The sequence below is a fragment of the Paenibacillus sp. ISL-20 genome, assembly GCF_018613005.1.
Taxonomy (GTDB): Bacteria; Bacillota; Bacilli; order Paenibacillales; family Paenibacillaceae; genus Paenibacillus_AQ.
In genome coordinates this window covers 89,788-105,279 of record NZ_JAGGRD010000070.1, presented here as the reverse complement: position 1 = coordinate 105,279, position 15,492 = coordinate 89,788, and the positions used below count along the sequence as shown (strand labels likewise).

Below are 15,492 nucleotides of genomic sequence, written 5' to 3'. Positions count from 1 at the left end.
GATGGATCAATCCAGAAAAGCACATATTATTTCGCATACTCACTGGGACCGCGAGTGGTATTTACCGTATGAAAAGCACCATGTGCGGCTGATCGAGCTCATGGACAGCTTGCTTGAGACGATGGAGAAGGACTCGGAATACCGCAGCTTTTTCCTCGATGGCCAGACGATTATTATCGAAGATTATTTGCAGGTAAGACCTGAGAAGAAAGAGCAGCTTGAGAAGCTGATCACGGACGGACGCATCATTATCGGTCCATGGTACATTCTGCAGGATGCCTACCTGACGAGCAGTGAAGCTAACGTGAGAAATATGCAGATAGGACACCAGGATGCCGAGCGATATGGCACGGTTGCCAAAATCGGTTATTTCCCGGATACATTTGGACTTACAGGCCAAATTCCGCAGTTGATGCTGCAATCCGGCATTGATAATGCCTTCTTCGGCAGGGGCGTAAAGCCAACGGGCTTTAACAATACCGTCTCCGACAGCGGCTATGAGTCTTCATTCTCAGAGCTGATGTGGGAAGGTCCGGACGGCTCAAAGGTGCTGGGCATCCTGTTTGCCAACTGGTACAGTAACGGTAACGAGGTTCCCGTTGATGAAGCAGAAGCGAAGGCATTCTGGGACCGCAAGCTGGCGGATGCCGAGAAGTATGCTTCCACACCAGAACTGCTCTATATGAACGGGTGTGACCATCAGCCGATACAGACCGATCTTCCGGAAGGCATCCGTACAGCGAAGAAGCTGTATCCGGATACGGAGTTCATTCACTCCAATTTTGACGATTACCTGACAACCGTTCGGAAGAAGCTGCCGCAAGATCTTTCCTCCGTAAAAGGAGAGCTGCGCAGCCAGCGTACCGATGGATGGGGTACGCTTGTGAATACCGCTTCGGCACGCGTATACCTGAAGCAGATGAACCAGCGCGGCCAGACCTTGCTGGAAAAAGTGGCCGAACCGCTTGCATCCTACGCCAGCCTGCTCGGCAAGGAGTATCCGCATCATCTGTTCACCTATGCGTGGAAGACGCTGATGCAGAATCATCCGCATGACAGCATCTGCGGCTGCAGCGTGGACGAAGTTCACCGCGAGATGGTGACCCGCTTTGAGAAAAGCGCACACGTGGCTGAAAATATCGTGGACGACAGTGTTCGCGTCATTGCCGATGCGGTTGACACGACTGCCTTCGAACAATGGGGATCCGATCCACTGCCGCTTGTTGTATTCAATACGACGGGATGGAGCCGCAGCGGTACGGTCAGCATCGAGCTGGATGCAAAACGCCTTTATTTCCGGGAAGGTTACTCTTTGGAGGAAACCAGCCGCCGGATGAAGGAGATCGACTTGTCCGGCCGTGTGCTGGTTAACGCTCAAGGCCAAGCTGTACCTTGCACCGTTGAGGATCTGGGTCTTCAGTTCGGATACGATCTGCCGGACGACCGTTTCCGTCAGCCGTATATGTGCCGTCGTGTGAGACTTACCTTCGAGGCAAACGCGATCCCAGCAATGGGCTTGACTACTTATGCTTGGGTGAAGAGCGAAGTGAAGCCTGCCGAGGTAGCATCCTTAATTAGCAAGGCCAATGTGATGGAGAATGAGCTGATCAAGATTGAGATCGCTGAGGATGGTTCCTTCTCCTTGACGGATAAAATGAACGGACAAGTATACCGGGATCTGGGCGTCTATGAAAATACCGGAGATATCGGTAATGAATATATGTACAAACAGCCGGATGGCGAAGCGGCATTGACCACGAAGGGTCAAACTGCCCAAATTTCGGTTCTGGAAGATACGCCTTACCGCGCATCCATTGAAATCGTTCATAACTGGTCCATTCCGGCTATGGCGGACAGCAAGCTGGATGAAGAGCAGCATGAGCTCATCTATTATCCGAACCGCAAAGCGCAAAGATCGAGCGAAATGGTGCCAATGCGCATTCGTACCGTAATCAGTCTGAACCGCAGCGGTAAAGGCGTGGAGATCGAAGCGACAATGGATAATCAAGCGAAGGATCATCGGGTGCGTGCATTGTTCCCAACGGATCTGCAGGCATCGTCCCATAACGTGGATTCCATGTTTGAAGTGGCAACGCGGGATAATGAACCTGCTGCCGAATGGGAGAATCCAAGCTATACGGCTCATCAACAGGCATTCGTTGATGTCTCGACAGCTACTGCAGGATTGACAGTAGCTAACCAGGGCTTAAATGAATATGAAGTCCTGCGTGACGGCCGGAATACCATCGCTGTTACATTGCTTCGTTCCGTAGGCGAGCTCGGTGACTGGGGGTACTTCCCTACGCCTGAAGCTCAGTGCATCGGCGTGCATACGGTACGTATGGAGGTCATTCCACATCAGGGCGACGGCATGAAGTCAGGTGCATACGCCGAGGCTTACCAGTTCCAAATCCCATGGACGGTTGCACAGACCGGTGTTCATACCGGCGCTGTCGCATCGACTTCCGCACCGTTTGAATGGAGCCATGAAGAACTTGCGTTCTCTTCCCTGAAAGTGAATCCGAAGAACGGGGATCTGATGCTGCGCTGGTTCAATATGGCAGGCACGGACACAGAGCTGAAGCTGAAATCTTCTCTACCTTCCCAGGGTGTGTATAAGAGCTCTATTCTGGAAGTAGAGGGAGCGGTTCAAAGCTTTGATGGCGATGGAAACTTCACGCAGCCGGTTAAGCCTCACGAAATCGTAACACTGGGAGTTAAAGTTTCGGTCAAGTAAGCATTTATTATGATATAGTGCTGGGAATGTTGTTGTACATCCCGGTCCAGCAAAGCCCGATTCCGAAATTACAGGGATCGGGCTTTACTGTCTTGCCTAATGACAGGCAGATTCCTGAACGCTCTGAAATATATATAATGAAAAGGCTGCTCTCCCTAGGTCTTTGCGGACGGCTGGAGGGCAGCTCTTTATTGTACTCGGCTTAATTATTGATTTTTCCCTTGGTTTTGGTCTTTCTCGTAAGCAATCAGGGTGATATCTTTGCCTGTAAGCTCGGCAATCTTGGTCTCAGCGTCTTCAATTGCTTTCAAGGTACCTTCATTCTCATTGAGTGAGGCAATTTTATATTCCTCCGAATGGATGTCCATGGTAAACTCCCCCCTTAGATGGTTGATAACAAATATAATGATAAGTTATCCTATACAAGATGGTTACATACCTGGTATTCAAAGAATTGGAATGAACCTGAGGAATGGAGCGGAGTATGGTTCCTAAACGTCCAATTTAAAAAAGCCAGACACATGAATGTGTTTGGCTTTTTGCGCTCTTATTTTTGGATGAGGACGGGGGTACTCATTTTCACCTTGTCGTAAAGCCAGCGTACGTCTTTATTATGCATCCGTATACAACCTGCCGACACGTACTTGCCGATCGAGTTTGCGTTGTTGTTTCCATGTATGGCGTACGCGTAGCTAACTCTACCGTTCACTTTCACATTAATGCCGAGCCAGCGGTCCCCAAGTGGATTGCGCGGGTCTCCTCCCTTGATGCCTTCCTTGTAGTAAGGTCTGTTCTTCACTTTTTCGTGAATTCTGAACAGGCCTTCCGGCGTATAGGAGGTTTTTTTGCCTGTAGCGACAGGAAACGTCTTAATGACCTTGCCTTTTTCATAATACGTCAGTTTGTTGGTGGATTTATCAATGACGATAAACTGTGCGTACTTGGTGTACTTACTGTCCAGCTTCTGTCCGGAAGCGCCTTGGGATACGGCAGGGAGGAAGAAAACCAGCAGTAAGGTGAAGACCAGTATGCGGCTGATGCCCTTAATGATGTCCGATCACCTCTTTTCGTTCTCCCCCATATATATGCGGCAATTCGCGAATGTTGACGGAAATGTGCATAAGGCGAAAAATAGAACAAGTTGTTTTCAAAGAAAGAGATAAGGTTGCAGAGGGGACATTCTATCTAATATGGGATCGTGATTTGGGATGTACGCTAATGAACTCCTGAGGGTTTTTCAAGAGGATTTTTGTATCTATCATGGAATCCGCTTGAAAACGACACTGATGTCGTTTATGATGAAATGAGTTAAAATGACACTGATGTCGTTTATGTTGAGGTGAAGTTCGTGAAATCGATATTGTGTTAAATGGCGGGAGAGGGATGACTCATGTGTCCACGGGTTAGTGAGGAATACAAACGGGAGAAGAAGTTTGAAATACTGGCGGCAGCCAGGCGCGTCTTTATCAGAAAGGGCTATACCCGCACCGTGATGCAGGACATCATGGATGAAGCCGGTATGTCCCGCGGGGCTGTGTATGCGTATTTTGATAATGTGGAGCATGTATTTATAGAGGTCCTGCGTTTTGACGACCAAGAGACGCTCGGTTTTTTTGAACCGGATCCGCAATATCCGATATGGAATCAGTTGATGGATTGGGTTCAGAAGCAGCAGAGTGATATTTCACTAATCCAGCATTCGCTTGTATTGGCCAGGGCGGAATTTTTCCTGTCTTCCTCTTATGTTCATGCCAGGAAGGATTATCCCTATATAACCGAACGTTATCAGCTGACCGTTGCGGCCATGGGCCGGGTCATTCGGAAGGGTCAGGAGCAAGGGGAGTTTCGCCCCCGATTGGAACCGGAAGCCATAGCACGTTATATGATTTCGTTTCTGAACGGACTGATGCTGGATACCTTCCAACTCGGACCGACGGTGACTTGCGTGCCGGAGCAGCTGGAAACCTTCATACATTCTCTCAATGCAATGTTAAATCCGATAACACTAGAACCATGATGATGGAAAGGGTGTTTTTTGAATGCTATTTGATTCTGCTAGACTTGCTTGTCGAAAAATGACGATAAACGACGCGGAGCTGTACCATTCCTGGCGCAATGATCTCGAAGTGATGCAATCCACCAGTCCCAACCTGGATACTTATCAGCTGGAGGAGACAAAGGACTTCGTTCAGCATGTGATCCTGGGCTCTTCCTCCTCGAAGAGCTATCTGCTTCTATTGAAGGAAACCGGCAGACCGATTGGCATCATGTCATTGATTCATATCGATACCAAGAACCGGAACGCGGAGTGCATCATCGACATTGGCGAAAAGAACTATTGGGGCAAGGGGTACGGCTTTGAAGCGATGACGCTTTTGCTTGATTATGCTTTTTTGGAGCTGAATCTGCACCGGGTAAGCTTGCGGGTATTTTCTTTCAACCATAACGCGATCAAACTGTATGAAAAAATCGGATTTGTCCAGGAAGGCAGCTCCAGACAGAGTTTGTACCGGAATGGCGTCTGGCATGACATCGTACACATGGGGATATTGCAGAGCGAGTATGCGTTAAAAGGTTGATTTTCCCTCCCTTCCATAATAAGGTAGGTATGTGAAGACAATGAGGGAATGGGAGAATAATATCATGTCTGAAAATGAAGTGTTATTGATTCAAGACCTGCGCATGAAATATGATAATCGTTATGTGCTGAACGGTATCGACTTGGAAGTACGCCGCGGCGAGATGATTGGATATATCGGTCCGAACGGGGCGGGGAAGAGCACGACGGTTAAGATCATGCTTGGGCTGGTTGAGGGGTACACGGGGACAGTCCGCATATTCGGTCAGGATATTTCCGATGGGAATATCGATTATAAACGGAGAATCGGATATGTGCCTGAGGTGGCGGAATTGTACGATCAGTTAACGGCAGCCGAGTATTTGACTTTTATAGGCGAGTTGTACGGACTTACATATGATGCAGCGGATTATAAGGCGAAGCAATTGATGGATTGCTTTGACATGGAAAAGGCCTATCATTCACGGATCGCTACGTTTTCAAAAGGAATGCGGCAAAAGGTGCTGCTCATCTCGAGCCTGCTGCATGATCCTGATCTATTGTTCCTGGATGAGCCCTTAAGCGGGCTGGATGCGAACAGCGTGATGGTGGTCAAGGAAGTATTGGCCCAGCTGTCGGCCCAGGGCAAGACGATTTTTTATTCCTCACATATCATGGACGTCGTTGAGAAAATCAGCAGCCGGATCATTCTGCTCGCGGACAGCCGGGTAGTGGCGGACGGAACGTTCAAAGAACTGCAGCAGCATTCCCATGAGGGGTCCCTGGAAGAAGTGTTTAATCAGCTGACGGGGTTCCATGACCATGCCCGTATTGCGGAACGGTTCGTATCGATCGTTCGGGAGGGAAGCTGATATGGCGGGATCGGAATCATCGTTTCGGATGCTGAAGATACTGGATCGATTTCAAGGAATCATCTCGAGAATGGGTGTCGACTATGAAACGCTGCGCCGGATACTCCATGTCAAATTGTTGATGGATTCGAGGCGCGCACCGGTCATATTATCTTCTAGCAACCGGAAGAAAGAAGAGCAGGACAAGAACCTGTTTGTCAGCTCCCTCTGGCTGTATGGCTTAATCGGGCTTGTCCTGACGCCGTTTGTGTTCTGGAGCGATCCGGAATATTTAATGCCGATGAGCATCCTGTCTGCGATCCTAATGTTCCTGATTATGAGCTCTATGATTTCAGATTTCTCATCCGTGCTGCTGGATGTGCGCGACCGCAGCATTTTGATGACGAAGCCGATCGACGGTCGTACGGTCGGGTTGGCGAGATCGATACATGCAGGAATTTATTTGCTGCTGCTAACCGGAGCGCTCTCAGCAGGCTCACTGGTCGTGGGATTGATCAAGCATGGCGTGCTGTTCTTTCTGATCTATATCCTGGAGTTAATACTGATGAATATGCTCATTCTGGTGAGCACCTCCTTGGTTTATCTGTTGCTGCTCAAGTATTGGGATGGAGAGAAACTGAAGGATCTGATCAATTATGTACAGATTGGACTTTCCGCTACGCTGGCTATCGGCTATCAGTTTGTCATTCGTTCCTTCGATCTGATTGATTTTCATTTGGTATTTAAGCCGGCCTGGTGGCAGATTCTGCTTCCGCCGGTGTGGTTTGCGGCTCCGTATGAGTGGTTGTTTGGCGAGGGGAGCGGGTGGCTGGCTGTTCTCTCGATGCTGGCTGTATTCGTCCCGATTGTGCTTATGATCGTCTATGTCCGTTATATTCCTTCGTTCGAGCAGCATCTGGAGAAGCTGGCTCACAGCGAAGCGGGAAAAGGGCGGGAGCGCGGGCGATTGGACAGATTCCTGGCCAAAATGGTATGCGGGTCGCGCACGGAGCAAGCTTGTTTCCGACTATCTGCCAGCATGCTGAAGAACGAGAGAGAATTTAAGCTTAAGGTGTACCCTACACTTGGGTTGTCCGTGTTACTGCCTTATTTATTCTTTGTCTCTACGATCCGTAACTCCTCATTGGCGGAAATCAGCCAGGGATCGTCGTACTATGTACTGCACGTCATGCTCATCATGATTGTAACGGTCGTGATGATGCTGAAATTCTCAGGGAAGCCCAAGGCTTTCTGGTTGTTTGGGGCAGCCCCCATGCCAAGCATGAGTCCATTATACAAAGGGGCTTTAAAGGCTTTTGCCATAAAAATGTTCCTACCGTTGTTCGCTGTGAATGCGATCGTGTTTCTGATCGTATTCGGTATCCGGATTATCCCGGATATTCTCATCATTTTCCTTACCGGCTTGGTGTTGATTCCTCTAACAGCCAAGGCAATTCTGCTCAATCCGCCGTTCTCTCAAGCGTTTAATATGGCTCAGCAGAAAGATGGCTGGTGGGTGCTGCTATTCATGATTGTAGTGGGTGGATTATGCGGTTTGCACTATGCAAGCAGCACGGTTCCTTATGGTATGTTGGCATATATCTTCACGCTGCTCGTTGCGAATGGCTTGGCATGGACCAAGCTGTATAAGTAAATTGGGGTATGACAGGAATAGTAGAATGAAGATGAGCCAGTGCTAACAAGATGGGGCACCAACCTCTTTAGAGGGTGGTGGATTGAGAAGGGAAGGGGCATCCGATTGGGATGTCTCTTTTTTGATTTGTCAGATCATTGTATACTTGCGTTTTAAAGTAGTTGAACAGGAACGTAGGTTCGTATATGATAGAGATATAGCAAATTAACTTCCTATTTCACTCTTCACTTCATAAATCCATGATGGATTCCCCCACTAATGTATTTTATTACCTGTTGTTATGCCTTCCGGGCCTTATATAATCAACTTAGATGATGTCAGGATGTTAAATAGTAGGATCTGAGTTTATTCTAGCTTAGTCATATTCACAAGGTCGTGGATTCTTGATAATTAATGCTTGGTTTTCGTTTGGTATACGGATTGAGCCAAGCCGGAGCTATAAACGACGTTTAATGTTTTTGCATTTTCCATCACAGTTTCCAGACATATAAGAAGTGGCAGGCGCCATCGGAATTGACCTCAAGAACATGCATCATTAGGACGACTCGATAGAAACTGAGGGTCTGTCGGTATATCGTTTATTTATGGACGTTATAACCATCAGTGTAATCAGGTTGCTTCGGGAAGTGGCGTAGCACACATTTAACCATTTCTTATGGTACAGGGAGGAAATCTTTGAATGGAAATTATTTGGTTTATGGTGTTTTCAACATTTGAAACACTGGCGATTTATTCACTAATCATGACATTGCTTAGATTTAAGACAACAGAGTACATATGGCAGGCGCTGATTGTCATGATGCTTGCCAACTTGCAAAGTTTCATTATGCGCAACGAACTTCAATTGGATTTTCTGGCCCCTCTCATTACCGTGCTGATCTTCGTTTTCTTGTTTTCTGCCATTATTAAGATCCCAGTTATCTGGTCGGCGATATGTACCATTCTGGGTTATATGTTTTATGCTCTAATTCAGGCCTTTTACATGCTATCATTGTATGGCTCAATCGAAGCTACACACAACAATGAAGTAGATGGCTATATACTTCAGCTATTATCATCAGTGACGGGTTTACTCATTTCTTGGATTATGTATAAGTTTGCAATAGGTTTTACATATGATCTCGAAAAGTTGCGTATTAAATTTGAGCACATCTTACTAATCTCCCTCATCGTAGTCGTTTTGATCTTATTGGCGATATTATTTTATCTTAATCGGTTATGGCTTCTTCTTCTCTTTTTTGGTATAACATTTGGTATTTTCTTATTTTATGCGATCCAAACAAAGGAGTGACATTTAATGATTGAAAGAGCCGCCCTTTGGATATCGGAAGGCATTAAACGACAAGTGCCTGAACACCCTTCATCTGTTGGAGTTTTAAAGCATGCGATCGCAATTCTATTAAATATATTATTTATTGTTACATTTACTTTATTAATATCCATTTATACCGGACATATGAAGCAGGCTATTACAGGTTTGATAGGTTTTGCACTGCTAAGACAGTTCTCTGGAGGAATCCACGTTAAGACTGGCGCTGGTTGTATTGTTATTACTACTGCTTTGTTTACTGCAGTGTCTTTTGTTGATTTAGGCGAACTGCCTACACAAATTTTGAACATCCTAAGTTTTTTGTTAGTCGTTTCATTTGCCCCTAGTAAGATTGCCAAGCAATCAAGAATACCAAGAAAACATTATCCTAAACTTCGTCTAATTAGCTGTATTATTGTTGGGGTGAACTTTCTCATTCAATCACCAACATTATCCATAGTATTCTTTATCCAGGCACTGAGCCTAATTCATTTGAAGGGAGGTGAGTCAAATGTCGGTAATCAACAAATCTAAGCATGGCTTATTTTCATTTATCGCATCTGCTCTTACGGTGGTAGCTGTATTTTTTGTTAATACTGCAAGTCCTGTTTTTGTGTATAGTGGTGATACACCCGAAGAGCTCTTGAAATAACCTTTCTAAATATGAATCCATTGTTATTCTGTTTATTGAATTCCGGTACCTACTAGGTGCCGGATTTTTCTTTTACTATCAACATCAACATAGCTAATTAAACTGTAGTCATGATGACCAGGATTTATAAATTGCTGCATTCTCCTTAAATCAAGTGCAGTCAATTACCTGGAGCAAACCATAGAAATCATATATGAAGACAGGAAAGGGAACATCACCCAACGGAAAATACAGATACACAGTATTCGGGATCATCGGATACGGGCAACGTGTCTGGAAACTGGAAAACCTCGGATGTTTAATGAACATAATATTCTGTCCTGGAGACCCGGGAAAGGAAGGGGAGTGCATGCTTCCTGATTCGATCGAAAATTGCTGAGAATCTTGGTCAACCATCCGGCGCTTCGCATCCATATTCTGACTTTGTCCCCCAATTCGTCCCCAACGGGACCCCATGAACCCAAATAGGCAATAGTATTACAAAATGAAAAACCCCTGAAGCCAATGGCATCAAGGGTTTTCGATTATGATCTGTAGTGGGCTCGAACCACTGACCCCTACCCTGTCAAGATAGTGCTCTCCCAGCTGAGCTAACAGATCATGAAATATTTAAAAAGGTAATTCATATATTACCAGCAGACAATGTGGCTGTCAATGGTTTTCTCGTTATAAAAAATCGCATTCCGGTTCAGACTAAATACAGCATGATTATGCCAATGGAGGAGTGTGAATGGCATGGCAGGTGGGAAATCCCATCATTTTAAACGAGCCAGTCTAGTGCTCTCGTTGCTGGGCTTATCTGTACTAGGGAGCGGTTGCAGTATCTCGGAGAGAACGTCGGTGCAGCTGGAGCCGCTCCATGGGCCTGCGGCGCCTGTAATGCTTGATGTTTACGGACGTTCGATAGATAAGGACGTGTATTCCAAGCAGGGAAGCGGGACACTGGAGCCAGTATCACCGATGGATTCGGTGGATACCTTGCACAATCTCCATCCGTAATGGGTGAAGCAACGATCTATAACAGATTGGTCATACCAATATCTTTGCTCAAAGCGAGCAGAGCAAACCGTCGGCTGGCAGGCTGGCGGTTTGTTGTAAAACGGCCGATGCTATTCCTCATCCCATTTGCGGGAATAACCTTTTTTAATCGCCCAAAAAATAGGGTAGATGATGATGGCTGAGATGATAACAGCCCAAAATATCGTGGTTCCCATGCCCATAAAGGCAATGCTCCTTTCAAAAAAACGTTAGCTTATACTATACAGGAAAATGATTATTTTGTATAATAGCTCGATCTGCGATATTACAAGGAATTGATTCTACATAAAGAGGTGTTGAAATGGCAGCAGAAATCATAAATGTATCAACCGAAGAGCAGTTGCAGCAGGCGCTGGATATCCGGAAGGATGTTTTCGTGCTTGAACAGAAGGTTCCGATTGACCTGGAGATTGATGATTACGATCGTCTGGACTCCGATGCGCATCATGTCCTGATCAAGTCGGAGGGACAGTACGCGGCAACCGGACGTATCACCTATTACAATAAGGATTCCGCCAAAATGCAGCGCATTGCGGTACGTAAGCCATTCCGATCCAAAGGGATAGGGCGTGTGCTGATGATGGCATTGGAAACGCAGGCTCGTGAATTGAAACTGCAGTATTCCGTGCTGGATGCCCAGGTGCAAGCGGAGGCATTTTATCGCAAGCTGGGGTATGAGACGATTTCGGACGAGCCGTTTGATGATGCTGGCATTCCCCATGTTCGTATGAAAAAGGAACTGTAAGCTTCTTAACTATACGGTGGCTGATGATCCTATCGTTCTAAAAAGGAAAGACCTCGAGTATCGACTCGAGGTCTTTTTTGGCATGAATTAAAAGCTTGGCATATTATCCAGGTTGTTGCTGGGATCGCCATCCGCATTGGAACGAAGATGTTCATCTCCGTCACGTCCACGGAATACGTTCACATTTTTGATTTCTTTATTCTTGGCCATCTCTTGTGCTGTCTTGTAGTCCACGACACTACCGTTATCCAGCTTCAGTTCGATGATGTCGCCGTCGCCATTTTTACGGACGCCTACGACTTCTTGTTGTGTATTATCCATATAGATCGCCTCCCGGAATTAGTGTTCCCGGGAACCCTCATAAACTATTCCTCTATATTGAACTACAATTCGTATACCCGCTGCTGCTCCACAAATTCCATGATTCCGGTCTTGCCAATGAAAGCTTCGACCTCATCACTGTAATGCATGAGATAGGTGCGTTCCTGAATTTCTTCAGGGAGGCTGAGCAGCTCATCCAGTGTCGTATGAACCTCGCCGGGGCCTTGCAGCTGACATTCATGCAGAATCACTTCGCAATCCCGCTCATTCACCAGTTGGTTGAGCAGGATCGGATCGAATACCATGTCAGCACTGTAAAATATCCGATCATTCAGATAAAGCGAATAGCTGTCCTTGCCGGGAATATGCTGCGTATGAATCAGCTCTACCGAGATGCCTGATGAAATATGGGCCTTCACTCCCGGTTTCAGAGGGTGTACGTCAAATACATCATGCAGGGAGGAGATATGTCCCTGTTGATATAATCCGCCTTTGAGTGAATGTTCCCATATCGGTTCCACCAGCGATTCAGCAATGTAAAGCGGGAGTTTGCGGTTGTATTTCATTTTCATCATAAAGGCAAGCTCTTCCAGTCCGCCCACATGGTCGGCATGAATGTGCGTAATGAGCACGGCATCGATATCGTTAAATGTCTTATTCAACTGATGAAGTGCCATTGGAGCGGTGATGCCGCAGTCGATGAGAAGTGTGAAATTCCCGTCATGTACCAGTGCGTTATTGTTATAGTAGTTCTTGGCAAACGCACTGCCGGTGCCAAGCATTTGCAATTTCAGTGTCAATGGATGAAACCTCCTGATGATATGATGTGTAGTCCAGTATGCTAATGTATATTTTAACGAATTCCACGTTGATTTACACGGATTATATGATCGAATCGGCCCTGGAATGCAGTGTAATTCGTGATAGGCACAAACCTTACAGCATGAGGAAAAAATTTTACCACAAAGTGCAAAATTGTCCGCAACTTGTTTTTTGACATGTAGTATACACATATAACAACAAGATGAGCCAATGGAGGGAAATGATTATATGAAGTGGAAAAAAGTGATGGCATGTATGTTAGTGCTCTCTTTAATGGGTGGCAGCACCCTTTTGTTTGCAGATTCTGTCAATGAGCGAGTCCGTGTCTGGCTGAACGGTCATGAATTGAAGGATGGTGGATATTTAATTGATGGCAAAACCTATGTGCCGGTTCGGGAATTCGACGGGGCTGTGGATTGGAATCCCGCGAATGGACAAGTACAAGTCATCAAGCCGAACGTGCATATTTTTCTGTTTAAAGGAGATACTGTATTCGGCAACGTGAACAAGGGTAAGCTGAAATTCAATGTTTTTAGCCAGGTGGACAGCTTAAACAACGATATACACTCAGTGAAAGTAGCGATTGAGGATCCTTCGGGCAATATCAAAGATATTCAATCCGAGGTTGTAAAGGACCGCAAGGATAACTTTTGGTTCCGAACCTATGACTTCACGTACGATTTTAAAACAACAGGTAAGTATTCGGTTGGTTTTTATGTAAAAGTAAAAGCCGATTCGGATTTTGTGAAAATTGCTGAAAAAGTCATTACAACGCTCAATTAATGGGTTCTTTGGCTGTCTGGCAGAAATTGACCTGGAGAAGCTATCCGTGATACGATACGAAAGTATGATAATTTAACCGAAGTGAGGTTTTTTCAATGAGCGAACACAAACATGAACACGGAGATGCTTGCGGCTGCGGTCACGACCATGACCACGACCACGAACATGAAGAGTTTGTGCTGACATTGACGGATGAAGAAGGAAAAGAAGTAGAGATGGTTCTTGTGGAGACATTTGATGTCGGCGAGAAACTTTACGCGCTTTTGCTTGAACGCGAAAATCCGGAAGCGGACGGCGTCATTCTACGTATGGAAGAAGAGAACGAGGAAATGGTTCTTTACAATATTGAGGACGAAGAAGAATGGAATGAAGTAGAGGCGGTTTACAACGAACTGGTCGCTGCTGCAAACCAGGAATAAGACTCCTAAGCAATAAACCCGGTGCGAACCTCTCGCACCGGGTTTATTGTATTTACAGCTGCCATTTTAGAATATAGGATCCGTTTCCACGATGACTTTAACATTTTGGATGCTGCGGTCCTCAGGACCTTTCACCGGAAGGCCTACCTCGACATGATCGATAATGTAATCGATGTTTTCCTGGGAAATCACTTCGCCCGGAAGCAGAATCGGAATCCCTGGCGGGTAGACATAGATGAATTCGGCAATAATGCGTCCTGCCGATTCCTTGAAAGGTACAACCTCTGTATCCCCGTAAAATGCATCGCGAGGGATAAGCGACAACTGCGGAATTTCTGGTGTTTTCACAACCAACTCGTTAATCTCATTCACATGCATGTACTGATTCGAAAGCTCGCGGAGCGCTGTCAGCAAAATATCGATGGCCTCCTGATTGTCCCCCGGTGTAATGAGGCACAGAATATTGTACATATCACTGAGCTCCACCTCAATATTGTAGTGATCCCGCAGCCAGTTCTCGGTTTCATATCCTGTAATGCCGAGATGGCGTACATGGATCGTCAATTTGGTCGGATCATAGGAGTATGTTGCTTCTCCGCCTAATATTTCTTCACCGAAGCTGTACAAACCTTCGATTTTATTGACTTCCTGACGCGCATATTGCGCCAATTCAATCGTCCTTGCTGCCATTTCTCGTCCATGCAGCGCCAAACTGCGGCGTGAAGTATCAAGCGATGCCAGCAGGATGTAGGAGGTTGAGGTTGTGGTCAGCATGCTGATGATCGTCTGTACGCGATAAGGATTGATGTATCCGTTCTTGGTATTCACGTTCAGTACGGAGCTCTGCGTCATCGAGCCGCCGAGTTTGTGCACACTGGTCGCAGCCATATCGGCCCCGGCTTCCATTGCCGACATCGGAAGATCTTCATGAAAATGGATCAATACCCCGTGCGCCTCGTCCACGAGAACGGGTACGTTGTAGCTGTGAGCCAAATCCACGATTTCCTTCAGATTGGCGCTTACGCCGAAGTATGTCGGGTTAATGACCAATACGGCTTTGGCGTCAGGGTGACGTTTTAATGCTTTACGAACCGAGCTGATGGTGATGCCGTGATCGATGCCCACATTGGCATCTTGGGCAGGCGATACGAATACAGGCTTAGCCCCGGTAAAAATGATGGCGGAAAGCACGGATTTATGGACATTGCGCGGTACGATGATTTTATCGCCAGGCGAACATACCGACATGATCATAGTCATAATCGCTCCACTTGTTCCTTGGACACTGAAGTAGGTGTGATCGGCACCGAATGCATCGGCGGCCAGCTTTTGGGCTTCCTCGATGACGCCTGTAGGTTGATGTAAATCATCCAGCGGCGCAATATTGATCAAATCTATAGAAAAGGCGTTATCCCCTATAAATTCCCGAAATTCGGCATCGGTGCCGAGGCCCTTCTTATGTCCCGGAATGTGAAATTGCACGGGGTTTTTGGCCGCATGTTCTTTAAGTGCGGTGAAGAGCGGTGTACGACTGTGGTCCATGGACGTTGTCACAACCTTTCCCTATGTTTATTTTCTTATGATTTGTTGATTTCTGTTTTTAT

At 46.3% G+C, this 15,492-nt stretch carries 19 protein-coding genes and 1 tRNA gene; 14 read left to right on the top strand and 6 right to left on the bottom strand.

The annotated features are described in order from the left end of the window. The first annotated feature begins 1 nt into the window (after window position 1). Entirely contained in the window at window positions 2-2,737 is a 2,736-nt protein-coding gene (locus J7E85_RS32260; protein WP_215164048.1) for an alpha-mannosidase, read from the top strand. 206 nt (window positions 2,738-2,943) lie between these two features. Here the strand turns inward: J7E85_RS32260 and J7E85_RS32255 are convergent, their stop codons facing one another. Together J7E85_RS32255 and J7E85_RS32250 are read right to left on the bottom strand one after the other, a co-directional pair. Next, the gene (locus J7E85_RS32255) at window positions 2,944-3,105 is read right to left on the bottom strand and encodes a hypothetical protein (protein ID WP_215164047.1); all 162 of its coding nucleotides are present in this window, start codon (window positions 3,103-3,105) and stop codon (window positions 2,944-2,946) included. A 179-nt stretch (window positions 3,106-3,284) separates the two neighbouring features. Next, window positions 3,285-3,611, bottom strand: a complete 327-nt coding sequence (locus tag J7E85_RS32250) for a L,D-transpeptidase (RefSeq protein WP_353049607.1) — start codon at window positions 3,609-3,611, stop codon at window positions 3,285-3,287. Between J7E85_RS32250 and J7E85_RS34440 the strand changes: the two genes are divergently transcribed. The 9 genes from J7E85_RS34440 to J7E85_RS34435 all read left to right on the top strand — a co-directional run bounded on the left by J7E85_RS34440 (window position 3,543) and on the right by J7E85_RS34435 (window position 10,120). Then, complete coding sequence (locus J7E85_RS34440) at window positions 3,543-3,752, top strand: hypothetical protein (protein ID WP_251036203.1); 210 nt, start codon at window positions 3,543-3,545, stop codon at window positions 3,750-3,752. The genes J7E85_RS32250 and J7E85_RS34440 overlap by 69 nt on opposite strands. Before the next feature lie 375 nt (window positions 3,753-4,127). Next, on the top strand, window positions 4,128-4,754 hold the full coding sequence (locus J7E85_RS32245; RefSeq protein ID WP_215164046.1) for a TetR/AcrR family transcriptional regulator: 627 nt from the start codon (window positions 4,128-4,130) through the stop codon (window positions 4,752-4,754). A 22-nt stretch (window positions 4,755-4,776) separates the two neighbouring features. Then, window positions 4,777-5,316, top strand: coding sequence for a GNAT family N-acetyltransferase (locus J7E85_RS32240; protein ID WP_215164045.1), 540 nt, complete (start codon window positions 4,777-4,779; stop codon window positions 5,314-5,316). Window positions 5,317-5,380: 64 nt separating this feature from the next. Then, window positions 5,381-6,166: an ABC transporter ATP-binding protein gene (locus tag J7E85_RS32235; RefSeq protein ID WP_076320685.1), complete on the top strand. Its 786-nt coding sequence runs from the start codon at window positions 5,381-5,383 to the stop codon at window positions 6,164-6,166. A 1-nt stretch (window position 6,167) separates the two neighbouring features. Then, the gene (locus J7E85_RS32230; protein WP_215164044.1) at window positions 6,168-7,799 is read left to right on the top strand and encodes a hypothetical protein; all 1,632 of its coding nucleotides are present in this window, start codon (window positions 6,168-6,170) and stop codon (window positions 7,797-7,799) included. A 679-nt stretch (window positions 7,800-8,478) separates the two neighbouring features. Beyond that, window positions 8,479-9,090 carry a hypothetical protein gene (locus tag J7E85_RS32225; RefSeq protein ID WP_251036202.1) on the top strand — a complete coding sequence of 204 codons (612 nt, stop codon included), beginning with the start codon at window positions 8,479-8,481 and terminating at the stop codon, window positions 9,088-9,090. A 6-nt stretch (window positions 9,091-9,096) separates the two neighbouring features. Then, complete coding sequence (locus tag J7E85_RS32220; RefSeq protein ID WP_215164043.1) at window positions 9,097-9,642, top strand: accessory gene regulator ArgB-like protein; 546 nt, start codon at window positions 9,097-9,099, stop codon at window positions 9,640-9,642. Next, window positions 9,620-9,760: a cyclic lactone autoinducer peptide gene (locus J7E85_RS32215; RefSeq protein WP_215164042.1), complete on the top strand. Its 141-nt coding sequence runs from the start codon at window positions 9,620-9,622 to the stop codon at window positions 9,758-9,760. Before J7E85_RS32220 ends, J7E85_RS32215 begins: the two co-directional genes overlap by 23 nt. A 138-nt stretch (window positions 9,761-9,898) precedes the next feature. After that, window positions 9,899-10,120 (top strand): hypothetical protein, encoded by a 222-nt coding sequence (locus tag J7E85_RS34435; RefSeq protein WP_353049606.1) that lies wholly within the window; start codon window positions 9,899-9,901, stop codon window positions 10,118-10,120. A gap of 167 nt (window positions 10,121-10,287) precedes the next feature. Here J7E85_RS34435 and J7E85_RS32210 read toward each other — a convergent pair. Next, window positions 10,288-10,360, bottom strand: a tRNA-Val gene (locus tag J7E85_RS32210). A 135-nt stretch (window positions 10,361-10,495) separates the two neighbouring features. On the opposite strand from J7E85_RS32210, the gene J7E85_RS32205 reads away from it, so the two are divergent. Continuing rightward, window positions 10,496-10,759: a hypothetical protein gene (locus tag J7E85_RS32205; protein ID WP_215164041.1), complete on the top strand. Its 264-nt coding sequence runs from the start codon at window positions 10,496-10,498 to the stop codon at window positions 10,757-10,759. Window positions 10,760-11,099: 340 nt separating this feature from the next. Next, window positions 11,100-11,543: a GNAT family N-acetyltransferase gene (locus J7E85_RS32200; RefSeq protein ID WP_076320690.1), complete on the top strand. Its 444-nt coding sequence runs from the start codon at window positions 11,100-11,102 to the stop codon at window positions 11,541-11,543. Between the two features lie 87 nt (window positions 11,544-11,630). On the opposite strand, the gene J7E85_RS32195 is transcribed toward J7E85_RS32200, so the two are convergent. Next, window positions 11,631-11,864 carry a DUF3892 domain-containing protein gene (locus J7E85_RS32195; RefSeq protein WP_215164040.1) on the bottom strand — a complete coding sequence of 78 codons (234 nt, stop codon included), beginning with the start codon at window positions 11,862-11,864 and terminating at the stop codon, window positions 11,631-11,633. A gap of 62 nt (window positions 11,865-11,926) precedes the next feature. Then, entirely contained in the window at window positions 11,927-12,664 is a 738-nt protein-coding gene (locus J7E85_RS32190) for an MBL fold metallo-hydrolase (protein WP_098742801.1), read from the bottom strand. Window positions 12,665-12,914: 250 nt separating this feature from the next. On the opposite strand from J7E85_RS32190, the gene J7E85_RS32185 reads away from it, so the two are divergent. Further along, the gene (locus J7E85_RS32185; RefSeq protein WP_100539292.1) at window positions 12,915-13,469 is read left to right on the top strand and encodes a stalk domain-containing protein; all 555 of its coding nucleotides are present in this window, start codon (window positions 12,915-12,917) and stop codon (window positions 13,467-13,469) included. Window positions 13,470-13,564: 95 nt separating this feature from the next. Continuing rightward, window positions 13,565-13,888 carry a DUF1292 domain-containing protein gene (locus J7E85_RS32180; RefSeq protein ID WP_071223049.1) on the top strand — a complete coding sequence of 108 codons (324 nt, stop codon included), beginning with the start codon at window positions 13,565-13,567 and terminating at the stop codon, window positions 13,886-13,888. Between the two features lie 66 nt (window positions 13,889-13,954). Here the strand turns inward: J7E85_RS32180 and J7E85_RS32175 are convergent, their stop codons facing one another. Continuing rightward, entirely contained in the window at window positions 13,955-15,430 is a 1,476-nt protein-coding gene (locus J7E85_RS32175) for an aminotransferase class I/II-fold pyridoxal phosphate-dependent enzyme (RefSeq protein WP_076320694.1), read from the bottom strand. Between the last annotated feature and the right edge of the window lie 62 nt (window positions 15,431-15,492).